Source organism: Paraburkholderia dilworthii, from assembly GCF_000472525.1.
Taxonomy (GTDB): domain Bacteria; phylum Pseudomonadota; class Gammaproteobacteria; order Burkholderiales; family Burkholderiaceae; genus Paraburkholderia; species Paraburkholderia dilworthii.
In genome coordinates this window covers 152,197-176,576 of record NZ_AWZT01000002.1, presented here as the reverse complement: position 1 = coordinate 176,576, position 24,380 = coordinate 152,197, and the positions used below count along the sequence as shown (strand labels likewise).

Annotated in this window: 19 protein-coding genes; 14 read left to right on the top strand and 5 right to left on the bottom strand. The window is 63.4% G+C overall.

Annotated features, from left to right (window positions below):
* From F759_RS0104485 to F759_RS0104470, 4 genes are all read left to right on the top strand, one after another.
* Positions 1–936 carry a sugar kinase gene (locus tag F759_RS0104485; protein WP_027798796.1) on the top strand — a complete coding sequence of 312 codons (936 nt, stop codon included), beginning with the start codon at positions 1–3 and terminating at the stop codon, positions 934–936.
* 76 nt (positions 937–1,012) lie between these two features.
* Positions 1,013–2,197: a beta-ketothiolase BktB gene (gene bktB / locus F759_RS0104480; protein WP_027798795.1), complete on the top strand. Its 1,185-nt coding sequence runs from the start codon at positions 1,013–1,015 to the stop codon at positions 2,195–2,197.
* 50 nt (positions 2,198–2,247) lie between these two features.
* Entirely contained in the window at positions 2,248–2,931 is a 684-nt protein-coding gene (locus F759_RS0104475; protein ID WP_027798794.1) for a hypothetical protein, read from the top strand.
* 130 nt (positions 2,932–3,061) lie between these two features.
* A complete protein-coding gene (locus F759_RS0104470; RefSeq protein WP_027798793.1) occupies positions 3,062–4,246 on the top strand; it encodes a cystathionine beta-lyase in 1,185 nt (394 codons plus the stop codon).
* A 62-nt stretch (positions 4,247–4,308) separates the two neighbouring features.
* Here the strand turns inward: F759_RS0104470 and serB are convergent, their stop codons facing one another.
* Positions 4,309–5,148: a phosphoserine phosphatase SerB gene (gene serB, locus F759_RS0104465; RefSeq protein WP_027798792.1), complete on the bottom strand. Its 840-nt coding sequence runs from the start codon at positions 5,146–5,148 to the stop codon at positions 4,309–4,311.
* Positions 5,149–5,493: 345 nt separating this feature from the next.
* Here serB and F759_RS0104460 point away from each other — a divergent pair, with 345 nt between their 5' ends.
* From F759_RS0104460 to F759_RS0104440, 4 genes are all read left to right on the top strand, one after another.
* Positions 5,494–6,741 carry a cytochrome P450 gene (locus F759_RS0104460; RefSeq protein WP_027798791.1) on the top strand — a complete coding sequence of 416 codons (1,248 nt, stop codon included), beginning with the start codon at positions 5,494–5,496 and terminating at the stop codon, positions 6,739–6,741.
* 162 nt (positions 6,742–6,903) lie between these two features.
* Positions 6,904–7,917 carry a non-homologous end joining protein Ku gene (gene ku, locus F759_RS0104455; RefSeq protein ID WP_027798790.1) on the top strand — a complete coding sequence of 338 codons (1,014 nt, stop codon included), beginning with the start codon at positions 6,904–6,906 and terminating at the stop codon, positions 7,915–7,917.
* A gap of 154 nt (positions 7,918–8,071) precedes the next feature.
* Entirely contained in the window at positions 8,072–11,125 is a 3,054-nt protein-coding gene (gene ligD, locus F759_RS0104445) for a DNA ligase D (RefSeq protein ID WP_027798789.1), read from the top strand.
* A 53-nt stretch (positions 11,126–11,178) separates the two neighbouring features.
* Positions 11,179–11,481, top strand: a complete 303-nt coding sequence (locus tag F759_RS0104440) for a hypothetical protein (RefSeq protein ID WP_027798788.1) — start codon at positions 11,179–11,181, stop codon at positions 11,479–11,481.
* Positions 11,482–11,718: 237 nt separating this feature from the next.
* Here F759_RS0104440 and F759_RS0104435 read toward each other — a convergent pair whose 3' ends face one another.
* The gene (locus F759_RS0104435) at positions 11,719–12,681 is read right to left on the bottom strand and encodes a LysR family transcriptional regulator (protein ID WP_027798787.1); all 963 of its coding nucleotides are present in this window, start codon (positions 12,679–12,681) and stop codon (positions 11,719–11,721) included.
* 170 nt (positions 12,682–12,851) lie between these two features.
* On the opposite strand from F759_RS0104435, the gene F759_RS0104430 reads away from it, so the two are divergent.
* Positions 12,852–13,868, top strand: coding sequence for a zinc-binding alcohol dehydrogenase family protein (locus F759_RS0104430; protein WP_027798786.1), 1,017 nt, complete (start codon positions 12,852–12,854; stop codon positions 13,866–13,868).
* 198 nt (positions 13,869–14,066) lie between these two features.
* Positions 14,067–14,630 carry a DUF6013 family protein gene (locus F759_RS0104425; RefSeq protein ID WP_027798785.1) on the top strand — a complete coding sequence of 188 codons (564 nt, stop codon included), beginning with the start codon at positions 14,067–14,069 and terminating at the stop codon, positions 14,628–14,630.
* A gap of 72 nt (positions 14,631–14,702) precedes the next feature.
* Here the strand turns inward: F759_RS0104425 and F759_RS0104420 are convergent, their stop codons facing one another.
* Both F759_RS0104420 and F759_RS0104415 read right to left on the bottom strand, forming a co-directional pair.
* Positions 14,703–15,509, bottom strand: coding sequence for an ABC transporter permease (locus tag F759_RS0104420; RefSeq protein ID WP_027798784.1), 807 nt, complete (start codon positions 15,507–15,509; stop codon positions 14,703–14,705).
* A complete protein-coding gene (locus F759_RS0104415; RefSeq protein WP_027798783.1) occupies positions 15,506–16,216 on the bottom strand; it encodes an ABC transporter ATP-binding protein in 711 nt (236 codons plus the stop codon). The genes F759_RS0104420 and F759_RS0104415 overlap by 4 nt, the downstream gene beginning before the upstream one ends.
* A 269-nt stretch (positions 16,217–16,485) precedes the next feature.
* On the opposite strand from F759_RS0104415, the gene F759_RS0104410 reads away from it, so the two are divergent.
* On the top strand, positions 16,486–18,885 hold the full coding sequence (locus tag F759_RS0104410; protein WP_027798782.1) for an AsmA family protein: 2,400 nt from the start codon (positions 16,486–16,488) through the stop codon (positions 18,883–18,885).
* A 312-nt stretch (positions 18,886–19,197) separates the two neighbouring features.
* Here the strand turns inward: F759_RS0104410 and F759_RS0104405 are convergent, their stop codons facing one another.
* Positions 19,198–19,689, bottom strand: coding sequence for a hypothetical protein (locus F759_RS0104405; protein ID WP_006048904.1), 492 nt, complete (start codon positions 19,687–19,689; stop codon positions 19,198–19,200).
* 333 nt (positions 19,690–20,022) lie between these two features.
* Between F759_RS0104405 and F759_RS0104400 the strand changes: the two genes are divergently transcribed.
* From F759_RS0104400 to F759_RS0104390, 3 genes are all read left to right on the top strand, one after another.
* Entirely contained in the window at positions 20,023–21,633 is a 1,611-nt protein-coding gene (locus F759_RS0104400; protein ID WP_027798781.1) for a sensor histidine kinase, read from the top strand.
* 117 nt (positions 21,634–21,750) lie between these two features.
* Positions 21,751–22,254, top strand: coding sequence for a response regulator (locus F759_RS0104395; RefSeq protein ID WP_027798780.1), 504 nt, complete (start codon positions 21,751–21,753; stop codon positions 22,252–22,254).
* 51 nt (positions 22,255–22,305) lie between these two features.
* A complete protein-coding gene (locus F759_RS0104390) occupies positions 22,306–24,279 on the top strand; it encodes a hybrid sensor histidine kinase/response regulator (RefSeq protein WP_027798779.1) in 1,974 nt (657 codons plus the stop codon).
* Positions 24,280–24,380 lie beyond the last annotated feature (101 nt).

Genomic DNA, 24,380 nt, shown 5'->3' with positions numbered 1-24,380 from the left:
ATGTCGGTAAGCACGTCCGCTAAACCCGAAATCCTCGCGCTCGGCGAGGCGATGATCGAGTTCAACCAGTCGGCGAAAGACCAGCCGAACTATTTGCAGGGCTTCGGCGGCGACACGTCGAACTTCTGCATCGCGGCGGCCCGGCAAGGGGCGCGCACGGGTTTCGTGTCCGCGGTCGGCGCCGATCATTTCGGGCGCCTGCTGATCGACCTGTGGAAACGCGAGCAAGTAGATTCGGCGCTCGTGCGCGTCGACCCGCATTCGTCCACCGGCGTTTATTTCGTCTCGCACGGCCCGGACGGCCACGCGTTCGACTATCTGCGCGCAGGCTCCGCGGCGAGCCGTTATGCGCCACGCGACCTGCCGCTCGATGCGATCGCCGCCGCCAAAGTCATTCATCTGTCGGGTATCAGTCTCGCGATCAGCCTGAGTGCGTGTGACGCCGCGCTCGAAGCCATGGCGCATGCCCGCGCCAATGGCGTGCGCGTGAGCTTCGACACCAACCTGCGCCTGAAACTGTGGCCGTTGAACCGGGCCCGCGCGGTGATGCTCGAAGCGATCCGTCAGACCGACATCTGCCTGCCTAGCTGGGACGATGTTACGGAACTCACCGGTTTGACCGGTCGCGACGAGATCGTCGATTTCCTGCTGTCGGACGGCCCGCGCGTGGTCGCGCTGAAGCTGGGCAAGGAAGGCTCGTATATCGCGACGCCCGACGAGCGGCGCGTCGTGCCGGGCCACGTCGTCAATGCGGTCGATGCGACCGGCGCGGGTGACTGCTTCGGCGGCGCGTTCATCGCGCGCCTGGTCGAAGGCGACGATCCGTTCGAAGCGGCGCGTTATGCGAACGTCGCAGCGGCGCTGTCCACGCAAGGATATGGCGCCGTTGCGCCGATTCCTTCGCGGGCGGCGGTCGAACGGATTCTGGCGGGCTGAGCGCCGCGCGTTTCGCGCCGCGATCGCGCCCAGCCAAAAAGCCAACCATCTTGAGACACTAAACGAGGAGCGAACGATGCAACGGGACGTCGTAGTGGTCAGCGGTGTGCGTACGGCAATCGGCGGTTTTGGCGGCAGTCTGAAAGACTTTCCGCCGACCGACCTCGGCGCACGAGTCATACGCGAAGCGCTCGCGCGCGCCAGCGTATCCGGCGACGAAGTCGGCCATGTGGTGTTCGGCAACGTCGTGCATACCGAGCCGAAGGACATGTATCTCGCGCGCGTGGCCGCGATCAATGGCGGCGTCGCGCAGCACACGCCCGCGCTGACCGTGAATCGCCTGTGCGGATCGGGCTTGCAGGCGATCGTCTCGGCCGCGCAAAGCGTGCTGCTGGGCGACGCGGACATCGCAATCGGCGGCGGCGCCGAGAACATGAGCCGCGCACCTTACTCGATGCCCGCCGCGCGTTTCGGCCAGCGCATGGGCGACGCGCGCCTCGTCGACATGATGGTCGGCGCGCTGAACGATCCGTTCCAGTCCATTCACATGGGCGTGACCGCCGAGAACGTCGCCCGCCAATACGATATTTCGCGTGAAGCGCAGGACGCGCTCGCGCTCGAATCGCATCGGCGCGCGGCCCACGCGATCACGAGCGGTTACTTCAAGGAACAGATTCTGCCGATCACGATTCCGTCGAAAAAAGGCGACACCGTGTTCGATACCGACGAACACGCTCGCATGAACGCATCGGCGGAAGATTTCTCGAAGCTCAAGCCGGTGTTCGCGAAGGAAAACGGCACGGTCACGGCGGGCAACGCTTCCGGTATCAACGACGCCGCCGCGGCCGTCGTGTTGATGGAGCGCGGCGTCGCCGAGCAGCGCGGCATTAAACCGTTAGCGCGGCTCGTCTCATACGCGCATGCGGGCGTCGATCCGGCGTATATGGGCATCGGTCCGGTGCCCGCGAGCCGCAAGGCGCTCGAGCGTGCCGGGCTGACGGTTGCTGACCTGGATGTGATCGAGGCCAACGAAGCTTTCGCCGCGCAAGCCTGCGCGGTTAGCAAGGAGTTGGGCTTCGATCCGGCCAAGGTCAACCCGAACGGCTCGGGCATTTCGCTTGGCCATCCGATTGGCGCTACCGGCGCACTGATCACCGTAAAGGCGCTGTACGAACTGCAGCGTATTGGCGGGCGCTACGCGCTAGTCACGATGTGCATCGGCGGCGGGCAGGGCATCGCGGCGATCTTCGAGCGAATCTGAATGGCCTGAAGGGCACTGCAAGCGGTGGCAAAGTAATGAGGAAAGAACGGATGCAGGAATCGAAATCGGTCAAAGGCGCGATGCGTCGGCGCGGCTGGACGGCTGTGAGCGTTGCCGCATTGCTGTCCGTCAGCGCGATGGCTTTGTCGCCGGAAGCAGCCTGGGCGCAAAGCGATGCAGTAAAGGAACTCGCCGCGCCACCGCCGATCCAGTTGCCGCTCAAGCCGAGCCCCGAGTTCGCCAGATTCCCGCGCTATAGCGGCATGCTCGGTTCGCGCCAGATCGTGCTGCGCCTTGGCCCGAAGACGGACGATCCGTCCGGTGTTCACGGCGAATATCAGTTCACGGACACCGGCGAAGTGATCCTGATCGCCGGCGACCGTGACGGCGACACGCTCGAAGTCGAGGAATCGAACGACGGCACCCACATTACCGGCAACTGGGTCGGCAAGTTCGCGGCCGACGGTTCCGTGGCCGGCGACCGCATGAACGTCGATGATTCCAACCCGCAGCCGTTCGATCTGAAGCCACTGGCAGCCGGACAGGCAGTGCCGGCCGTCGGCGCGGCTGCGACTGCGCCCGCTGCCGCAAAAAGCGGCAAGGCCGCTGCTGGCGACACAGCTTCCGCAACTCGGCCTGCTGCAACGGCGCCCGCATCCGCGGCCCCGCCCGCACCCGCAACGGGCGCAGGCCGGCCAGTGGGCGGCGTCAGCAACCTGCAAACCGGCGAGTGATTCTCTGCCGCGGCGTGGGCCTCCCGGCGCCTGCGCCCGGCGAGGCGACATTCCGCCGACTCGTCTACTCTTGCGTGAGCGGCGCGGCGTTTTCCGCTCCGCGCATCGACTGTTCTTCATTGAATTCACCATGACCCAATCCAAACTCAAACGGGCTTTGCAAACTCGCATCGTGCATGCGGAGGACAAGCTCACGCCGGGCTTCGAGTCTTTCTCCGTGCCGGTCACGCGCGCATCGACCGTCGTATTTCCGGACCTCGCGACAATGCGCGCGCTCGACTGGAAAAACGACGCGCAGTGGCGCTACGGCCTGCATGCGACACCGACCTCGCTCGCTCTGGCGCAGCGCCTTGCCACGATCGAGGGCGGCAATCATGCACTGTTGCAGCCGTCGGGGCTGTCGTCCATTTCGAACGTGTACTTCGGGCTCGTCAAATCGGGCGACGACGTGCTGATTCCCGACAACGTCTATTCGCCGAACCGCGATCACGGCGACTGGCTTGCACGCGACTTCGGCGTGACGGTTCGTTATTACGATCCGATGATCGGCGCGGGCATTGCCGACCTGATCCAGCCGAACACGCGGCTCATCTGGCTGGAAGCACCCGGCTCCGTGACGATGGAAGTGGCCGACGTTCCCGCGATCACCGCCGCCGCTCGCGCCCGCAACGTGGTGACCGCAATCGACAACACGTGGTCCGCCGGACTCGGCTTCCGTCCGTTCGATCACGGCGTGGACATCTCGGTGCAGGCGCTGACAAAGTATCAATCGGGTGGCGGCGACGTGCTGATGGGCGCGACCATTACCGTCGACCGCGATCTGCATCTGAAGCTTAAGGCAGCGCGCATGCGCATGGGTATCGGCGTATCGTCGGACGACTGTTCGCTGATCCTGCGCAGCCTGCCGACGATGCAGGTGCGTTTCCAGCAGCATGACCGCTCGGCGCTTGCGCTCGCGCAGTGGTTGAAGACACGACCGGAGATCGCCGCGGTATTGCATCCGGCAATTGCCGACTGTCCGGGACACGAGTTTTTCAAGCGCGACTTCACGGGTGCGGGCGGATTATTTTCCGTCGTGTTCGACGGCCGCTACAGCGCCGCGCACATCGACGCCTTCTGCGAGTCGCTGGAGTTGTTTGCTATCGGCTGGAGTTGGGGCGGCGCGCACAGTCTCGTGATGCCGTACGACATTGCGTCGATGCGTACCGAAGGCGACTGGCCGCATCGCGGAACGCTGGTGCGGTTCTATATCGGCCTCGAGGAAGAAGCCGATTTGCGCGCGGATATCGAGCAGTGTCTCGCGGCACTCGCGTGAACTGACGCTGCGTCGGTGCAGTGAGAAAGCCCACCGCGATGTCTTCACGGTGGGTTTTTTCTTCAAAACAACCGCAACAATCCATCCAGCGCCACGTAGTTAAACGCCACGCTGGCCGCTTCGCGCACTACCGGTTTCGCACGGAATGCGACAGAAAGTCCCGCTTCGGCCATCATCTTGAGATCGTTCGAACCGTCGCCCATCGCAATCGCACGAGACGGTTCAATGTTCAGCTGCGCGCAGGTCTCACGCAGCGTGCGCGCTTTCACCTCCGCGTTGACGATTTCGCCAAGCACTTTTCCCGTCAGCTTGCCGTCCACGATTTCGAGCGTATTGGCGCGCGTGAAGTCGAGGCCGAGCCGCGCCTTGAGTTTCTCGGTGAAGAAATTGAATCCGCCCGACACCAGCAACGTTTTCAGTCCGGCTTCTTTCGCGCCTGCCAGCATACGCTCGGCGCCCGGCGAGAGCTGCAGACGTTCTTCATAAACGCGTTCGAGCGCGCTCGCGTCGAGTCCCGAGAGGAGCGCGACGCGGCGCGTCAGGCTTTCGTTGAAGTCCTTGATCTCGCCGCGCATCGAGGCCTCGGTGATCGCGGCGACTTCCGCTTTCAGGCCGCAGAAGTCAGCGATTTCATCGATACATTCGATCGTGATCAACGTCGAATCCATGTCCATCGCGACGAGGCCGAAGTCGCGCAACTGGCGGCCTGCTTCGACAAACGCGTAGTCCAGCCGATGCGTGCCGCAATAAACGTCGAGGTCCGGGCGTTGTGCGATATCGGCGCTGGCGATGCGGATCGCGTTCGCGTCGATGATGGTGACGTGCGAACCCCGCGCGAGCGCGACGAGCGTTTTGTGGTGATCGGCGGAAATGGGCGCGGGGCTTTGGATGACGAGGTTCATGAACGACGCATTGACGCAGGAAAGGGCGAGCGCACAGCTCGCGCGGAAAATCCCGCTATTGTAACGGTTCGACGGCATGCGCCGCCGCCGCAACGCCTGCACGCGAGCCGCGGGTTAGCGGCAATGCAATCCGTGCGCACCCGGTTCATACTGACGCATCAAACGACGCCCGCCGCCCGCTGCATGCAAGCCTCGTTTGCCGTCGCGAGGACTTCGCCATCAGGAGGCCCGGCGAAGCGCACGGAGATTCAGGCACAGACCAAAGCCTCGCTAAGCGCACTCAGAGCGCGGAGAGCCGGGCATTGCAATGCAGAGGCAACGAGGCACACCACTTGGAGACAATGCATGCCCACTGCGACCGCCGACGACGCAGCCGCCCTCGCGCGCGACTTCGATCTGCGCCATCTGAGCCCTGAGTTCTACGTGAACCCGTATCCGGTCTACCACGCATTGCGTACTTATGAGCCTGTCAAGCGCATGCCGGACGGGTCGCTTTTCCTCACGCGTTTTCGCGACGTACAAGCTGTGTACCGCGACCCGAAAACCTTCAGTTCGGACAAGACCGTCGAATTCAGGCCGAAGTACGGTGACTCGCCGTTATACGCACATCACACGACGAGCCTCGTGTTCAACGATCCGCCGCGGCATACGCGCGTGCGCAAGCTGATCGCCGGAGCGCTGACCGCGCGCGCGATCGCGGCAATGGAGCCGGCTCTCGTCCGTCTCGTCGACGGCCTGCTGGATGCGGCGGCCGGGCGCGGGCGCATCGATCTGATCGGCGAGTTCGCGTCGGCGATTCCGGTGGAGATCATCGGCAATCTGCTCGACGTGCCGCATGCCGAACGCGCGCCGTTGCGCGACTGGTCGCTTGCGATTCTCGGCGCGCTCGAACCTTCGCTCACCGACGCCCAGTTCGAGCGTGGCAATCGCGCCGTGAGCGAGTTCGTCGACTATTTGCGCGGTCTCGTCGCGCGCCGCCGACGCGAGCCGGGCGACCCTCAACACGATGTCCTGACGCGGCTGATCCAGGGCGAGCGCGGCCAGAACGGCGAAAGTAGCGAGCAATTGTCGGAAGAAGAGTTGCTGCAAAACTGCATCTTCATTTTGAATGCCGGCCATGAAACGACCACGAATCTGATCGGCAACGGGCTCGTTACGCTGACCGAATGGCCCGACCAGCGGGCCGCGTTGCTGGAGGAACCCGCGTTGATCGAATCGGCCGTCGAGGAGTGCTTGCGTTTCGAGAGCTCGAACCAGCTCGGCAACCGCATGACGACGATCGACACCGAGATCGGCGGCATGCCGGTCGCGCGTGGCACGCCGATCACACTGTGCATCGGCGCGGCGAATCGCGACCCGGACCAGTTTCCGGAGCCGGACAGCTTCGACATCCGCCGCGCGCCCAACCGGCACCTCGCCTTCGGCTTCGGCATCCATCAATGCGCGGGTCTGTCGCTCGCACGGCTTGAGGCGCGCATCGCGATCGGCCGTTTCGTCCAGCGTTTTCCTTCTTATCGACTGGATGGCGAGCCGACGCGCGGCGGCCGCGTGCGCTTTCGCGGCTTTGCGTCAGTACCGTTGCTCTGCCGATAGAATCCCGAAGCCGCAATGCGCCGGACTCCGTAGTTTTTGCCGCCATCATGCAAGACTTACAGCGCGGCGCGCGCCTAAGGCGACGGCCGTGCGCCGCGCTCCGCTAGAAAACCGTGGCACGCTTGCTGCTTCGTCATGGGTCTTAGGCCTAGGGAGCGCACGATGGCACACATGATCTGGAAAGGCGCGATCAGCTTCGGCCTCGTCCATGTACCGGTGCAGTTATATCCGGCGACGAAGTCGGAGAAGGTCGGCTTCAATCTGCTCGACAAGCGCACCATCGACCCGGTCGGCTACAAGCAGATCAATAAGCGCACGGGCAAGGACGTGACGCGCGATAACATCGTGCGCGGCTTCGAATACGAGAAGGATAAGTACGTGGTGCTCTCGGATGAGGAGATTCGCGCGGCCAATCCCGAATCCACGCAGACGGTAGACATTCTTGCATTCGTCGACGCACCCGATATCTCGTTTCTCTATCTCGACACGCCTTACTTTCTGACGCCGGACCGCAAGGGCGAAAAGGTCTATGCGCTATTGCGCGAGGCGATGAAATCGTCGGGCAAGGTCGGCGTAGCAAGCGTCGTCCTGCATAACAAGCAGCATCTTGCCGCGCTGATTCCAGTCGGGCCGGTGCTCGCTCTGAACACGCTGCGCTGGGCCGAGGAGGTACGCGATTTCGACGAATTCAAGCTGCCCGCCGAAGGGACCAAGGCCGCGGGCGTGAGCGCGCGCGAGCTCGACATGGCGCAGAAGTTGATCGACGACATGAGCGACAACTGGGACCCGTCGAAATACCACGACACGTTTCGCGACGACATCATGGCGCTCGTCGATCGGAAGGTCCGCGAAGGCAAGACAGAGGAAATCACCGACATCGAAACGCCGCGTGAGTCGCGTCAATCGGCCGATATTCTCGATCTGTCCGACCTGCTCAAACGCAGCCTTGGACGCGGCAAGAGCAAGCCCGCGTCCGGCACGCGCAAGCGCGCCGCTGACGACGACACTGCCGACGAAGATGCCGATGCGGAAAAAGACAGCGGCTCCACAGCATCGCGTAAAAAACCACGCACGACGCGCTCGACACGCGCGCCTCGGGCAAGCGGCAGCGGCGGCGGCAGCCGCGCCACCGCGAAGTCGACTACGACCGCGCGCAAGCGCCGCGCGGCGGCATGATGGACCGGCGAGCGCAACAGGGGACCGATCGCCGCATGAACCGACGTATGCCCGAACCGGATAGCCGTGCCCAAGCGCCGCAGCCCATCGCCATCGCCATCCTGATCCTGATCTCCGTCCCGATACCGGTCTCGGTCCCGATGGAGTTCGCGCCATGAACGACAGACTCGACCTCTACAACCGCAAGCGCCGCTTCGACGACACGCCGGAGCCCGCGGGCGCCAAGGCGACGAAGAAGCGCGCCGGCCGCAAGGCGGCGCGGCACGCACCGGACGAGGGGCTGTCGTACGTCATCCAGGAGCATCACGCGAGGCGTTTGCACTACGACTTCCGGCTCGAACTGAACGGCGCGCTGCTTTCGTGGGCGGTGCCGAAAGGGCCGTGCCTCGATCCTTCGGTGAAGCGTCTTGCCGTGCATGTCGAAGACCATCCGGTCGAATACGGTTCGTTCGAAGGCGAGATTCCGCCGGGCAATTATGGCGCGGGCACGGTGATCGTCTGGGATCGCGGCACCTGGGAGCCGGTCGGCGGCGCGGCCGAGGCGGCGCGTGCCTATCAGGCCGGCAAGCTCAAATTTCATCTGCATGGCGAAAAACTGCACGGCGGCTGGACGCTCGTGCGCAGCCACATGCGCGGCAACGCCGACAAGGAGCAGTGGCTGCTGATCAAGGAGCGCGACGACGAGGCGCGCGACGAGAGCGAATACGACATTCTTGCGGAGCGCCCCGGCAGCGTGCTCGGTGGCGAGGCGGCGCCCGCCTCGAAAGGAAAAGCCGGCAGGCAGGACAGCAAGCAGACAGATAAGCAGCTTGCCGTTAAAAAGAGCAAGTCGACATCGGTACGCGGCGATCCGAAGCGGCCCGACATCGTGGCGACGCGCAGTAGCGAGTCGCTGCGCGAACTCGCTGCGTCGCCGGCGATAGAGGGCGCGGTCAAGGCCAAACTGCCTGCCACGCTCAAGCCCCAGTTGGCGACGCTTGTCGACGCCACGCCGCCCGGCGACGACTGGTCGTACGAAATCAAGTTCGACGGGTATCGCGTGCTTGCCCGTATCGAAGCGAGTGCGAAGGATCGCAAGGTGCAGGTCTTCACGCGAGCGGGCAACGACTGGACAGCGAAGTTCAGCAAGCAGGTAAAGGCGTTGCAGCAACTGGGCGTGGACAGCGCGTGGCTCGACGGCGAGGCCGTGGTGCTCGACGAGAACGGCGTGCCGAGCTTCCAGGCGCTGCAAAACGCGTTCGACTCCAACCGGCCGCAGGACATCGTCGTGTATCTGTTCGACGTGCCGTTCCTGAACGGCTACGACTTGCGCGGCGTGCCGCTGCAACAGCGCCGCGCGATCCTGCGCGCGCTGCTCGAACCGGTTGGCGACAGCGTGCTGCGCTTTTCAAACGACTTCGAGTTCAGCGCCGACGATCTGCTGAAGAGCGCATGCGACATGGCGCTCGAAGGCATCATCGGCAAGCGGCGCGACAGCGGCTATGTGTCCGGCCGCTCGGCCACGTGGATCAAGCTGAAATGCCGCCGACGCCAGGAGTTCGTGATCGGCGGCTATTCGGAACCGTCAGGCAGCCGCGCAGCGTTCGGCGCGTTGCTGCTCGGCGTGCACGACAGCAAGGGCAAACTGCAATATGCAGGGCGCGTCGGCACAGGTTTCGATGCGGCGCTGCTGCGCTCGGTGAAGAAAGAACTCGACGCGCACGAAACGAAGCGCATGCCATTTGCGAGCCCGCCGCGCGAGCGCAGCCGCACACCGGTGCATTGGGTCGAACCGGTGCTCGTCGCGGAATGCAATTTCGCCGAATGGACGAGCGACGGCATCGTCCGCCAGGCGTCGTTCGTGAGTTTGCGCAGCGACAAGCCGGCGCGCCAGATCGTCAAGGAAGCACCACGCAAGGGAGACGACGTGCAACAGCAAACCGATATCGAGGCGGACTCCGACGCGGCGCCGAAGAAACGTTCGGCACGGGGCGGGGCGGCTGAGGCTGATGGCGACGTGCAGACTTCGGGCGCAAGTAAGAAGCGCGCCGCCGGAAAGGCAGCGCCGAAAGAAACCGTGGAAAAGGGCGAAGACACAGCCGCTAAAACGGCGGTTAAAACCACCGCAAAAACTCGAGCTAAGACGACGAACAAGACGACGAATAAGACAGGCGGCGAAACAACGGCTAGAACGGCGACGGCGTCCAAAACAGCAGCGAAGACAACAGCCGGAGCCGCGGCGAAATCCGACGCATCGAACAAACAAAGCGTCGATACCAGCCTCACAAGCGACGCCGCAAGCAAAACCGCCGCGCCGCGATCGAAAAAATCCGCATCGCCCGCCGAAGTCGCCGGCGTTCGCGTGTCGCACCCGGACCGTGTGATCGACAAGGGCACCGGCGCGCGCAAGATCGACCTCGTGCAGTATTACGAATCCGTCGCGCAATGGATGTTGCCGCATCTGGTCGATCGGCCCGTGTCGCTCGTGCGCGCGCCCGAGGACATCGGCGGGGAACTTTTTTTCCAGAAGCACAGCCAGAAACTGTCGATCCCGAACATTACGCAGCATCCCGGACTCGATCCCGGCCATCCTCCGCTCATCACGGTAGAGAGCGTAAAAGCGCTGGTCGGCGCCGCGCAAATGGGCACGATCGAATTTCACACGTGGAACGGCGTGGCGTCGAACATCGAGAAGCCAGATCGCGTGGTGTTCGACCTTGATCCGGACCCGTCGCTTGGCTGGGAGCGAATGATCGAGGCCGCGCAATTGACGCGCTCTCTGCTCGACGAACTCGGCCTCGCGTCGTTTTGCAAGACGAGTGGCGGAAAGGGCTTGCACGTCGTCGTGCCGCTCTCGAAACACGCGGGCTGGGACGAAGTGAAGGAGTTTTCGCAGGCCGTCGCGCAGCACATGGCGAGCACGCTGCCGAAGTACTTCAGCGCGAAAATGGGCGCACAAAATCGGAAGCAGAAAATCTTCGTCGACTATTTGCGCAATAACCGCGGCTCAAGCACGGTCGCCGCCTTTTCGGTGCGGGCCCGGCCCGGGCTCGGCGTTTCGGTGCCACTCGCTTGGGACGAAGTCGCGGCGACCGCTGGCGGCGATCAGTGGAATATCCGCAACCTGCATGAGCGTCTATCGGAGTTGAAGAGCGACCCGTGGGCCGACTACGCAAAAACGCGCCAGCGCATCACCGCCGCAATGAGAAAGCGCCTCAGCGGAGCTTAGCCGTGCGGGTTTGCGTCGTCGGCTGCAGTACTAACAGATAAAAGGAGCACGCTATGAAGAGCACACCGCAATCGTCGGATGGCGACAAGCAGGCCGATCCGCACGCAAAGAAGCATCCGCGCTCACTGGAAGATGCAGCCGCGCCGCTGCCGCATGAGAACGATCAGAATGCGGAGTCGCAGAACGATGAAGATCCACGGCGTATCGGCAAACAGGCGCATAGCGACGTCGAGCGCGGTCTGCAGGACACCGACCGTCGCGGTGGCGGCGAGTATCAGGAAAAGACGCAGAACGACGCGCATACCGACGTGAACTCGGACGACAGATCACCCGGCGCGGGAGCCGGCAAACGCTGACTCGCGGCGCACTTGAAGCCGGGTTCAGGGGACCGGGCGGCGGCTGAATTCTGGCTGGCGCGGGCGTCGGCAGATGGACTGCCGGCCGACTTGAGGCCCGCTCGAAGCCGATTGGAGGAGGCGCCGACTAGAGGTAGGCTCGAAGCCGACTAGAGGCGGGCTCGGGCCAACGCCAGGGCAATGTCAAGCCAACATCAAGCCAGCTTCACGCCAACCTGACGTCAACCTCACTCCCGCTCACTCCGGCTCGGCATCCCAATAAGGCGGATCGCCGAAATGCCCGGCAAGGAACTCGATGAAGGCGAGCGTCTTCGGCGGTACGAATGCGCGGCTTGGATACACGGCCCAGATCGCCACCTTCTCGGCGAGCGGATAGTTTTCGAGCACGCTGACCAGTTCACCGCTGCGCAGAAACGGCGCCACGTCCCACGTCGATTTGAGCGCGATCCCGAAACCCGCGAGGAGTGCGTCGCGGATCACTTCGCCGTTATCGGTGACGATGCGCCCGCTCACGCGCACTTCGAGCGGTCCGGCCGGCGTTTCGAAGGCCCAGTCGCGCTGGTCCGACAGAATCATGCACTCGTGCTGAGCGAGATCCGACGGATGGTGCGGCGTGCCGCGCTGCGCCAGATACGACGGCGCAGCGCACAGCACGCGCCGGTTGACCGCGAGCCGGCGCGCGACCAGAGACGAATCCTTTAGCGCGCCGACCCGGATCGCCACGTCGATACCCGCATCGACGAGATCGACGAGTTGATCCGTCAACCGCAAATCGACGCTGACACCAGGATAACGGCGCAAAAACTCGCTGATGACGGGCGACACGTGCTGCCGCCCGAACGACGACGGCATCGACACGCGCAAGCGGCCTTGCGGCTCGGCTTGTCCACGGCCCACCGACGTGCGTGCGGCCGCGGCCGCGTCGAGCAGCGCTTCGGCGCGCGTCATGAAGACTTCGCCGTCCTGCGTGAGACTGATGCGGCGCGTGGTCCGATGCAGGAGCCGCGCGCCGAGCAGCTTTTCCAGTTGCGCGATGCGCGAACTCGCCACCGCCGCCGACAAGCCGAACTCCCGTCCCGCCGCTGACACGTTCGCGAGCAGTGCGGCGCGCACGAACAGCGCGACGTCGAGCAAATCGAGCCGTTCACGGCCGCTGGCAGCCGGGGGCGCATTAGCTGTAACGGAATAGGAGAGGTCCATTCTTCGGAAAATCAAAAAGATGTTTCAGCGATTATGCCGCTTTTGTCACAGTAAGAGGCGGCTTACGATCACGTGCATGGATCGGCGATATGTGTGAGCGGTGCGAGCGGCTTCAAACCCGCCGACTTCGCCGGTCCGCCAACCTCAACGGAACAAACCAGGGAGCATCCATGAAAGCCGTCGGCCTCCATCGCTATTTGCCCATTCACCACGACGAAGCCTTGATCGACATCGAGATACCGAAACCGAAAGCTACCGGGCGCGACTTGCTGGTCAAGGTCGAGGCCATCTCGGTCAATCCCGTGGACACCAAGGTGCGCGCGCCGAAAGACAGCGTCGAAAAAGAGCCGCGCGTGCTGGGTTGGGACGCCGCCGGCACCGTCGTCGCGGCGGGTCCGGACGTGACGCTGTTCAAGGTCGGCGATCCGGTCTTCTATGCGGGCAGCATTACGCGGCCGGGCGCGAACAGCGAGTTTCATCTCGTCGACGAGCGGATCGTCGGGCGCAAGCCCGCATCGCTCGATTTCACGGACGCGGCCGCGTTGCCGTTGACGGCGATCACCGCGTGGGAAGCGTTGTTCGACCGGCTCGGCGTCTCGCCGCAAGGCGCCCACGAAGGCCGCACTGTGCTGATTTTCGGCGGGGCGGGCGGCGTCGGCTCGATCGGCATTCAACTGGCCAAACAGCTTGCGAAGCTGAAAGTGATTGCGACCGCGTCGCGTCCCGAGTCGGCGAAATGGGCGGCCGACCTGGGTGCGGATCATATCGTCGATCACTTCGGCGACATGCCCGCTCAGTTGAAGAAGCTCGGCATCGACCAGGTGGACTACGTGCTGATATTCAACGACACCGACAGGAACTTTCCAGGTGCGGCTGAGCTTGTCAAACCGCAAGGCGGCATCTGCACGATCGTCGAAAACAGTAAGCCGGTGCCGGTCGAATTGTTGAAGGCGAAGAGCGCCGCATTTCACTGGGAGTTCATGTTCACGCGTTCGATGTTCGGCACGCCCGACATGATCGAGCAGCACAAGCTGCTGACCGAAGTGGCCCGTCTCGTCGATGCCGGCACCTTGCGCACGACCGTCGGGCAAAGCCTCGGCGCGATCAATGCGGCGAACCTGCGCCGCGCTCATGCTCTGCTCGAAGAAGGGCGCGCAATCGGCAAGCTTGTCCTGACCGGCTTCTGATAAAACGCGTCCACGCAAGCGGGGTAACACCCGATGCTGGCGGAGCGCGCGCGACATCGCTTGGCGGTAGACTGGTGACGCATCATGCTAAAACGGCTGCGTGGCTCATTGCGCTGTCGGCTCCCGCAAGCTTCACCTGGACCACGTGCGGAGCCGCGCTCATGCGCTCGCGCAGCGGCACAACAACGAGGTGACAGTATGAGCTCCAGCTTCAAACTTTCCGCCGTTCCAGTTGTCGTTTCTCTCGCTTGCGTGCTGTCCTGCGGCGTGCTCGCGCCGGCCGCTCACGCGGCCACACCGATTACGGTGACGTCGCAATCCGCGCTCGACGGTCCGATTCGTTATACCGTCCGCGTCACGTCCAAACAGTTCGGCAACTCGCAGGAAACGCGCACGATCCGCTCCGGTCAGTCGGACGACTTCACGTGGAAAACCGTGCCGCCCGGGGGCGCCATTCCCGCGACCGATGCGTGTCCGAACTACGCGTCGCTGCCGCTCGATTCCAACGGCGCAATGATCCGCCAGACGCAGATCCGCCTCGCGCCGGTCGTCGGCGAAGACGGCACGGCGACCGTGCAATTGAGCTTCCAGGCACATAAGCCGGACGGCGTGAAGACCGTCACGGCGAGTGGAAAATCGCTCAAGTGTCCGAACGATGTCAGCGTGAGCCAGGTGCTGCGGTTCACGATGCCGGTGAACGGCAGCACGAAGACGGTCACGCTCAGCGACGGCACGGTCGTGGCGGTCAGCGCCAGGCGCTGAGTGCGCTGAGTGCGGTGAGCGTGCTGAGTGTGCTGAATCCGGTTGGATCGCTGAATCCGGCGTGTGCGCAGTTCAACGCCGTGCGGCCGCTCGTTCGACCAGCCGCGCGGACAGGAACCGGTGCTCCGCCGAAAACAGGCGCCGATACGTGAGCAGCACGGCACCCACTGTTCCGAGCGCCGACGAGGCCGCGATCAGAAACATGATCACGATCTGATAGCGCACCGCCTGCAACGGCGACTGGCCGGCGAGCACCTGGCCGGTCATCATGCCTGGCAGGCTCACCACGCCGACCACGGCCATCTGGTTGAGCGTCGGCATCATGCCTGCGCGCACCGCCTGACGCGCGGGCGCCTGCGCGGCTTCCCAGCGCGTCGCGCCGAGCGCGAGCGCCATTTCGACGCGGTCGCGCCGCGCGGTCAATTCCTCGGTCATCCTTTCTATGCCAAGCGAGACACCCGTCAGCGTATTTCCGAGGATCATGCCGAGAATCGGAATCGCATACTGCGGTTCGTACCAAGGGCGAATGCGGATCACGACGAAGAGCCCGACCGCGGCTACGAGCCATGAACTGATCCAGATCGACAGCAGACTGTCCGCACGTTGTCCCGCGTAGGTGCGAGTGCCGCGTTGCGCGCCCGCGAAGCCGGCGATCAGCGTCATCACGGTCATCAACGGCAGCACGACGAACCAGTGGTCGTAGCGGAACACCCAGCCGAGCACATAGCCGATCGCGAGCAACTGGACGACCGTGCGCACGGCGGCCCACGCGAGCTTGCGTTCGAGATCGAGCTTGAGCGCCACCGACACCGCGCCGTTCACGACGATCAGCAACGCGGCGATCGCGACGTCCCAGAGACTCAGGTTTTGCAAGGTCATCGGCTGGCTGCTCCGTGCATCGTGGTGACCGCAGATTCGTCGAGCACGCCTGCACGCATCGTCAGATGGCGCTCGCTCATGCGCGCGGCTTGCGCCGGATCGTGAGACACCCAGATCGACGCGTGAGCGCGACGATCCGCGTCGAACCATGCACGCACGAGTTCCTCGATGGCGTGCGACGACTCCGGGTCGAGCGACGCAGTCGGTTCATCGAGCAGGAGCACTTCGGGCGCGAGCTGCAGCACGCGGATCAGCGCGGTGATTTGCGCTTCGCCGCCTGACAGTTCGCTTGCGCGTTTGTCGAGGAAGCCGGCGGCGCGGCCCGACTGCGCAACCAGATTTGCCGCGTGTTCGCGGTCAAAGCGCGTGTCGCGATATGCGCGCAATTCGAACGGATAACGCAGATTGTCTTCCACTGTGCCGTCGAGCAGCGCCGGCCGCTGCCGGAGATACGCGACGCTGCGCCGATAGCGCGGGATCGCGGCGCGGGCGACAGGCGCGCCATGCCAGACGACGCGTCCGGCGTCGAGCGGATCGAGCAGCGCAAGTGCGCGCAGAAATACGCTCTTGCCGGAGCCGGACCCTCCGGTGATTGCGACGCGGTCGCCGGCATGCAGCGCGAAGGTGGCGGGGTGCAACAGTGTCTGGCCGCGCGACGCATCGCGCCGGACGATGCCATCAGCGAAGACGAGGGGTACATCGGTCATAGGCAGGCGTAGTAGTGAGAAGCGCGATAAGCGATGAGCAATGAGCAATGAGCAATGAGCAATGAGCAATGAGCAATGAGCAATGAGCAATGAGCGATGAGCGATGAGCGATGCAGCATCATAAAGCGCTGGCAGCGACTGCGAGCCAAAGTAGCGCAATGCGCTGCACAGATACCGCCGAAGCCACGACTAACGGCTCCGCATACAGACCCAGCGGGCACAATATCTGCTGAACGATCGACAATGAAGAAAAATGCGGGAGCTCTTTGATGGCAGGGTCGAGCACAATCGGAAGACGGGTTGGCAAAATCGTCGCGTGGATACTGGCGATCATCGTCATTCTCGTGGTTGCGCTGACCGTTTTTATTCTGACCTTCGACTGGAACCGCGCGCGGCCGTATGTCAATGACAAGGTCACACAGGCTATCGGCCGGCAGTTCACCATCAACGGCGATCTGAAGGTCGGTTTCCGGCATCCGGTCGGCGAGACCGGCTGGAAAAGCTGGGTGCCCTGGCCGCGTTTCTCGGCGGCCAACATCACGATCGCGAACCCCGACTGGGCGAAGCGCCCGCAGTTCGCAACGCTCGACGAAATCGACTTCCAGGTGAAGGTGCTGCCGCTTCTCGCGCATGACATCGTGATTCCGGCGATCAATCTGGTGAATCCTTCAGTCGATCTGGAACGCATGCTCGATGGACGCAATACCTGGACATTCCAGTTGCCGTCATCGAAGACGCCGTCGCAGTGGAAGCTGCAATTGCACGACATCGTGTTCGCGAAGGGCAACATCGCGTTGTCCGACCAGCAGAAGAAGGTCGACGTGCAGATGGTCGTCGATACGCTCGGTCAGCCGATTCCGATCGGCGAGGCGATGAAGCAGCAGGAGGAGGCATCGCGCAAGGCATCGGCGGAAGCGGTCGGCAAGAACGGCGCGAAAAAACTGGGCGCGCAAGCCGATGCGCAGGCGGCATCGGCCGCTTCGGCGGCTGCGGCTGCTGCATCGGGCGCGAACGGCACGAGCGGCATGAACGGTGCGAACGGCGCCAGCAGTACGAACGCAGCGCGTGGCGCACAGCGCGATATTCCGCCGTACGCGATCGGGTGGACGCTGAAAGGCACCTACAACAAGACGCCGGTTTTGGGCAGCGGCAAAGTTGGCGGCGTGCTGGCGCTCCAGGACGCGAACCGGCCATTCCCCGTACAAGCGGATGTGAAGGCGGGCGACCTGCACGTCGGGCTCGTCGGCACACTTACGGACCCGGCGCATCTCGCCGCCGTCGACCTGCGCCTGTGGGTGCAGGGCAGCAGCATGGCAAAGCTCTATTCGCTAACGGGCGTGACCCTGCCCGACACGCCGCCTTACGCAACGGAAGGCCGTCTCATCGGCCAGTTCAAGACGAGCGGCAACGTCTTCAAGTATGAAAACTTTACAGGCCGCGTCGGCGGCAGCGATCTGAACGGCTCGCTCACCTACACGGCACGTCAACCGCGGCCGCTGCTGCAGGGCGAACTCGTGTCGCACCTGTTGCAGTTCTCCGATCTCGCGCCGGTCATCGGCGCGGACTCGAACGCGAGCAAGGCGAAGCGCGGCGATGCGGCTAAGCAGCCTTCGAACAAGGTCTTGCCCGTCGAGGAATTCCGCACCGACCGCTGGAAGGCGATCGACGCCGACGTGAAGTTCACCGGTCGACGCATCGTCAAGAACGCGGATCTGCCGATCACCGATCTGTACACCCACATCGTGATGACGGACGGCGTGCTGTCGCTCGAGCCGTTGAAGTTCGGCGTGGCCGGGGGCACGCTCGCCTCCGATATTCATCTCGATGGTAGCGGCACGCCGTTGAAGGGACGCTTTGCAACCGCCGCGCGGCATCTGAAGCTCAAGCAACTGTTCCCGAACTTCAAGACGATGCAGAACGCGCTCGGCGAAATCAATGGCGACGCCGCGTTGACCGCGACGGGCAACTCGCCTGCGGCTCTCGCCGCGACCTCGAACGGCGAGGTGAAGGCGCTCGTCACCGAAGGCACCGTGAGCCGCCTGCTAATGGAAGCCGCGGGACTGAACGTCGCGAACGTCGTGTATGAGAAGCTCTTCGGCAATCGGGACGTGAAGATCAACTGTGCGGCCGCCGATTTCGTGGCGACCAATGGCGTGCTCGATTCACGCGTGTTCGCACTGGATACCGACGACGCCGTGATCGACATCGACGGCAACGTCAATATGCGGGACGAAACGATGGACCTCGGCGTGCATCCGCATACGAAGGGGTTCCGCGTGTTCTCGCTGCGCTCGCCGCTGTATGCAAAGGGAACGTTCAAGGACCCGCATGTCGGCGTGAACGTGGGTGCGCTGGCGTTACGGGGCGGCGCGGCCGTGGGCCTCGGGCTCATCAATCCGTTCGCGGCGCTGCTGCCCTTGCTCGCGCCGAGTAACAACAAGCCCTTGCCGTGCACTCAACTGCTGTCGCAAGTGCGGCAGGCGCCGACGGCGCCGCCGCCCGGCAGCAAGCAGAAGCAGAAGCCCGCCATTTCGCTCGAGGGTGTGCCCGTCAACAAGCGTTCCTCGGGCGCGGCTTCGGCGGCTTCGGCTGCGTCCGCGTCTTTACCGGCCGGACGCAAGCCCGCCACGGTTTCGCCTGCAAGCGCAGCCGAATACAAGGGAAGCTGATGCACTACCTGTTTCCGGCAGACTGGTTGAACTGGACGCTAGGCGGCGGGCTTTCTTTCGTCTCCTGTGGGTGATCAGCGTGCCGCCGACATAGCCGCAGCTACGTGATTCATCCGCGTGAACGGATCACGCTACGCAGTGGTGAGACGGAAAGGACCAGACGAAGGTGAAGCCGAAGGCACTGTGTCGCTCGCTGCCGCGTCGCGCGCTTCGCTCACGAGAGCACACGTGGCATGGCGAAACGAGACGACGGCCACAAGCAGGAAAGCAAGCAGCAAAACAGGCAGGCAAGCAAAGCAGAAACAAAGCTGCCTATCGCAACGACCGCGGCGTCGCGTCGCCGGCCGCATCCTGCCGGCGAACTCCGCGACGTGCACCTACGCGTGTCGCGCCGAACTCGGTCAAGATTTTGCCGCGAGCGCGGCTTGCGAACACCAGGAAGCCGAAGCCATCGGCCTCATACCAGTAACCGCCGTTCTCGAGACCGTCGAGCGGTTGTTCCAGTGCGTTCGTAATGGATTCGATGCAACGCCGCCGCAATTCCGCTGCGGCCGGATACGGTGGGTGCGCGCCGCGCACGCTGCATAGGAGTACGTCGAGTCCGGGCAGTACATGTGCATAAAGGACCGGCTCGTCTTGCGCACGCGCGCGCGCAATCTTGGTGTCGAGTTGACCGAAGGGCTTGAAATGCCGCAGTACCGCGAGGAACGACTCATCGCCGTCCACCTTCGCGCGTCTACGCTTTTTCGGGAAGGACATAAAAATTCGCCTGAAAAAGAATTGCAAGAAACGCAGCGTCCTCATGCGACAACTCCCGGCTTCGCGCGCCGCACGTCGATCTTTTATAGCATACGACAAGGCCGGATTCACGATGATTGACGACTGAGCCGCCTCACCGCTTCCCGCACGAATCATGCCGAACAGCCTCGCCGCGCGCCTTCGCATTCCAGCACATCTGACTCCATGATAGACGCACGACGCGCCGAAAAAACATCTTGCACTAATAAAAAAGTCATTTTTATGTGGGCTCGCGCATCCCCGGACCACGTTGAAATATTGCCGATTCACGTCGATAATGGCCCGTCCGGCTGGCGGGTTCCCGCTAGCTGCCGCGGCGTGAACGACCTTCGGGCGAACATGAAATTATTCACCAAGGGTCTGCTGCTGATCGCAGTGCCCAGCCTGGTGGAGCTAGCGCTTCTCGGCGTCGTCTTCGATACTCAGGAGCAGACCGCCCAAGCCGCGCAATGGGTCACCAATAGCAAGCAGATTCTTTATCAGTCATCCGCAATTGTCGATCCGCTGCTGCGGCAGGCCGCCCGGGTTCGTACCGGCATGGTGATCGGCGACCCATCGTTGCTCGACCGGCATACGGTGTGGATCGACGTAAGCGACCGTCTGTCGAAACTCGACGCGCTGGTTGCGGACACGCCTCAGCAAGTCGAGCGTGTTCAGAAGATGAGACGCGCGATCGACGCCTATCGTGCGCAGACCGTGATCGTTTCACAGGCGTTGCATGAAGGGCGCAGTACCCGCTCGTTGGCCGCGCTCGAGAGTGGTGCGCTGCCGCAGCCGATCGCCGCATTTCGCGACGAACTCGCGGACTTCGGCGAAGAGGCCTCGCGTCTGGATGGCGAGCGCTCGGCGGCTCTCGCGCGGCGCCGGGAGCATCAGCAATATGCGCTGATCGCGGCCGTGATCGGGTCGATGCTGATCTGGGCCGGCACCGCAGCCATATTCGCTCGCAGTGTCGGCCGGCGCCTCGAGGTGCTGACCGATAACGCGGAGCGCCTGGGTAACGGCCGGCCGCTTGCGGCGCGCCTGTCCGGCAACGACGAAATCGCGGCGCTCGACGCCGTGCTGCATCAGACGGGCGCGCGACTGCACGAGGCGGATGCCGAACAGGCGTTGCTAAAGAAGCGTCTCGAAGCGCGTGCGCAGGAACTGGCCGCCGTCAATGAGGAACTGCGCCAGGAGACGCAAGACAACGAAATGTTTATCTACAGCGTATCGCACGATTTGCGCTCGCCGCTTGTGAACCTGCAAGGATTTTCGAAGGAGTTGCAGGTCTCGTGCGATGAACTCGATAGCATTGTCGTCGAGGCGCAGTTGCCGGAAGCGGAACATAAACGGATGGCGCATATTCTCGACGGCGATGTGCGCGAATCCTTGCAATACTTGCGTAGCGCGGTCACGCGCGCCGCAGCGATCATCGAAGCGCTGTTGCGGATTTCGCGTGCCGGCCGGCTTGAATATCAATGGCAACGGGTGAGCGTCGCGCGCGTGGTGGCGCGCGTCGCCGATACATTGCACGGCGACATTCAGCAGCGCGGGGCGGTCGTCACCGTGCGCGATTTGCCGCCCGCATGGGGCGACCCGGGCGCAATCGAACAGATCTTCAGCAACCTGATCGGCAATGCGTTGAACTACCTCGATCCGGCGCGCAACGGACGCATCGAGATCGGCGCGCTCCAGCCGGAGTCCGTCGAAGAAAACGGCCCGCGCACGGTTCGCATGTGTACGTACTATGTGCGCGACAACGGCCTGGGCATTCCGGCTGCCTACATGTCGAAGGTGTTCCGTGCGTTTCAACGTCTGCACGGCGATGTCGCGAACGGCGACGGAGTCGGTCTGGCGGTCGTGCGGCGCACAGTCGAGCGGCATGGCGGGCGAGTGTGGGTGGAGTCGGCCCAGGGCGCGGGATCGACCTTTTTCGTGATGTTGCCGCAGCAGCCCGCGCACCTCTGATCTGTATGACTTGCGTGGGGGCAGCAAGAAAACCTGTACCGCCTGATTCGCGTTGCATGAGCGAATATTAGCGACGCATCTGCATCAACCGGTCACGAACTGAAGCACGGAGGGCATATGAGTCACGGGGAAACGGTCAGCATCATTCTGATCGAAGACGACGACGGCCATGCAACGCTCGTCGAACGCAATCTGCGCCGTGCCGGGATTTCGAACGGTTTCGTGCGCTTTCGCGATGGTCAACAGGCCCTCGATTATTTTTTCGGTGCGGACGCGACCGATCACGCCGATCCTGTCGGCGATAGCGCCGCGGGCCTCAGCGCCGAGCCCGAAGGACTGACGAATTCGGTCGTGCTGCTCGATCTGAAGATGCCGCGCGTGGATGGCTTCGAAGTGTTGCGGCGCCTGAAGGCGTCGCCGCTGACGGCGCCCGTGCCGGTGATTGTGTTGACTACCACAGACGACCCGCGCGAAATCGCGCGATGCTATGAACTCGGCTGCAATGTCTACATTACGAAGCCGGTCGAGTACGATGCATTTATCGAAGCGGTGCGTCGTCTCGGCTTTTTCCTGCAAGTGGTCAAGCTGCCGTCCGGGCATCGCTTCACTGCGTCATCATGACGTGACAGGATTGTTCACCTACTCGATAGACCTATCTGACAAAGACCGCGCATGACCGAAGAAGTGTCCCCGCAGCCTGCCGCTTGTGTTCTCGTCGTCGATGACGACGAGGGCATTTTGCGGCTCGCGCGCAAGTCGCTCGAGCGCGCCGGCTGCCGGGTCGCGGTTTGCGCAAGTGTCGACGCGGCTCGCGAACGGCTCGCCGCCGGCGGCCTGGATCTGCTGGTGCTCGACTACCAGTTGAGCGGGCCTGAAACGGGCCTCGATTTTTTCCGCCGGCTTCGTCTTGAAGGCGTGCGGATTCCCGCCATCCTTGTGACCGGCTTCACGGACGAATCGCGCGTGATCGAGGCGTTGCGCGCGGGCGTGTCCGATGTGGTCCCCAAGTCCGGTGATTACCTCGATTACCTGCCCGAAGCCGTGGAGCGGGTGCTGTCGCAAGTGCGCTTGCAGCGCGCGTCGGAAGAAGCGTTGCTGCTGCGCGATCGCGAGGAGCATTACCGCAACCTGTCGGAAGCGCTGCCCCACCTCGTGCTCACCTGCAATACGGCGGGCGATTGCGATTTCCTGTCGAAGCAGTGGTACGACTACACCGGCCTGGGCGAAAACAGTTCGCATGGTCTTGCATGGCTCGACGCGGTGCATCCCGACGATCGCGAGGAAGTGCGCCGCAGCTGGCTCAAGGCGGTGGCGAGCAGTGCGGGCACTTATCGGCACGAGCTGCGCATTCGCCGCCACGACGGGGAGTACCGCTGGTTCGATACGCGCATGGTGGCTACGCGCGACACCGAAGGCGCTATCAGCAAATGGTTCGGCAGCTGCACGGATATTCATTCCGAGCGCGAAGCAACGGAAGAGCGCGAACGGCTTCTCGCTTCCGAACAGGCGGCGCGGCAGATCGCCGAAGAAGCGAATCGCGCGAAAGACCGTTTTCTCGCGATGCTCTCACACGAACTGCGCACGCCGCTGACACCGGTGCTCGCAGGTGCAAGCGTGCTCGAGATGATTCCCGATCTGCCGGATCAGGCGCGCTCCAGCGTGCGCATGATTCGCCGCAATGTCGAACTGGAGGCGCGCCTGATCGACGATCTGCTCGATCTCACGCGCGTGGCCAACGGCAAGCTGCGCCTGTCGCTGGAAACGGTCGACGTCCATGACGTGATGGACAGCGTGCTCGAACTTTTCCTCAGCGAGATTCAGGTCAAGCAGCAGGACGTGCATGTGCACAAGGACGCAAAGCATCACTATGTACTCGCCGACCGCGCTCGCCTGCAGCAGATGCTGTGGAATCTGATTCGCAACGCCGCGAAGTTCACGCCCGACGGCGGCCACATCTATATACGCACGCGCGACGAGCGCATGCATGTGCAGATCTCGGTCGAAGACACGGGCATCGGCATCGAGCCCGAACAGATCGGCAAATTGTTCAACGCATTCGAGCAGGGCGATCAGAACATGACGCGGCAGTTCGGCGGCCTGGGCCTCGGCCTGGCGATTACGAAGGCGTTAACCGACGTGCATGGCGGCACCGTCACCGCCCAAAGCCCGGGGCCGCATTGCGGCGCCACGTTCACGATCACGCTGCCGACTGCGGCGGCACCAGCGCAAACGTCGCAGGCGCCATTGCCTGATCATGTGCATCCGGCCGGCCTGCTTAACATTTTGCTGATCGAGGATCACGTGGATACGGCCGAAGTCATGGCGCAACTGATCCGCACGTTGGGTCACGACGTCACGACGGTGGGCCGCGTGGACGACGCACTGGCCGCCACGCAGTTGCAGACTTTCGATCTGGTTATCAGCGACATCGGCTTGCCGGACGGCACTGGCCTCGACTTCATCAAGGCTTATCGCGAGCATTCGAATGCGCCTGCGGTCGCGCTGACCGGCTTTGGCACCGACGAAGACGTGCGCCGCTGCCTCGCGGCAGGCTTCACTTCGCATTTGACGAAGCCGGTGAACTTCGCCCAACTGGAAACGATGATCGAGAACGCGATCAATCTGAAGGCGCAAAAGAAAGCATAAGGCGTAGCGCGATCAGATACCGTGAGCAGATATCAAAAGAAAGGCCTGTTGCGAGTGCGTCGCAGCAGGCCTTTTTGCTGGACTGAGCGCGCGAGCCGTCT

What these genes read in the sequence shown, in the direction of transcription:
- F759_RS0104430 (WP_027798786.1), top strand. Translation starts at nt 12,852, where the DNA reads ATGAAAGCCGTCGGCCTCCATCGCTATTTGCCCATTCACCACGACGAA.
- F759_RS0104415 (WP_027798783.1), bottom strand. Translation starts at nt 16,216, where the DNA reads ATGACCGATGTACCCCTCGTCTTCGCTGATGGCATCGTCCGGCGCGAT.
- bktB (WP_027798795.1), top strand. Translation starts at nt 1,013, where the DNA reads ATGCAACGGGACGTCGTAGTGGTCAGCGGTGTGCGTACGGCAATCGGC.
- F759_RS0104400 (WP_027798781.1), top strand. Translation starts at nt 20,023, where the DNA reads ATGAAATTATTCACCAAGGGTCTGCTGCTGATCGCAGTGCCCAGCCTG.
- F759_RS0104485 (WP_027798796.1), top strand. Translation starts at nt 1, where the DNA reads ATGTCGGTAAGCACGTCCGCTAAACCCGAAATCCTCGCGCTCGGCGAG.
- serB (WP_027798792.1), bottom strand. Translation starts at nt 5,148, where the DNA reads ATGAACCTCGTCATCCAAAGCCCCGCGCCCATTTCCGCCGATCACCAC.
- F759_RS0104460 (WP_027798791.1), top strand. Translation starts at nt 5,494, where the DNA reads ATGCCCACTGCGACCGCCGACGACGCAGCCGCCCTCGCGCGCGACTTC.
- F759_RS0104470 (WP_027798793.1), top strand. Translation starts at nt 3,062, where the DNA reads ATGACCCAATCCAAACTCAAACGGGCTTTGCAAACTCGCATCGTGCAT.
- F759_RS0104475 (WP_027798794.1), top strand. Translation starts at nt 2,248, where the DNA reads ATGCAGGAATCGAAATCGGTCAAAGGCGCGATGCGTCGGCGCGGCTGG.
- F759_RS0104410 (WP_027798782.1), top strand. Translation starts at nt 16,486, where the DNA reads ATGGCAGGGTCGAGCACAATCGGAAGACGGGTTGGCAAAATCGTCGCG.
- F759_RS0104420 (WP_027798784.1), bottom strand. Translation starts at nt 15,509, where the DNA reads ATGACCTTGCAAAACCTGAGTCTCTGGGACGTCGCGATCGCCGCGTTG.
- ligD (WP_027798789.1), top strand. Translation starts at nt 8,072, where the DNA reads ATGAACGACAGACTCGACCTCTACAACCGCAAGCGCCGCTTCGACGAC.
- F759_RS0104440 (WP_027798788.1), top strand. Translation starts at nt 11,179, where the DNA reads ATGAAGAGCACACCGCAATCGTCGGATGGCGACAAGCAGGCCGATCCG.
- F759_RS0104425 (WP_027798785.1), top strand. Translation starts at nt 14,067, where the DNA reads ATGAGCTCCAGCTTCAAACTTTCCGCCGTTCCAGTTGTCGTTTCTCTC.
- ku (WP_027798790.1), top strand. Translation starts at nt 6,904, where the DNA reads ATGGCACACATGATCTGGAAAGGCGCGATCAGCTTCGGCCTCGTCCAT.
- F759_RS0104405 (WP_006048904.1), bottom strand. Translation starts at nt 19,689, where the DNA reads ATGAGGACGCTGCGTTTCTTGCAATTCTTTTTCAGGCGAATTTTTATG.
- F759_RS0104390 (WP_027798779.1), top strand. Translation starts at nt 22,306, where the DNA reads ATGACCGAAGAAGTGTCCCCGCAGCCTGCCGCTTGTGTTCTCGTCGTC.
- F759_RS0104395 (WP_027798780.1), top strand. Translation starts at nt 21,751, where the DNA reads ATGAGTCACGGGGAAACGGTCAGCATCATTCTGATCGAAGACGACGAC.
- F759_RS0104435 (WP_027798787.1), bottom strand. Translation starts at nt 12,681, where the DNA reads ATGGACCTCTCCTATTCCGTTACAGCTAATGCGCCCCCGGCTGCCAGC.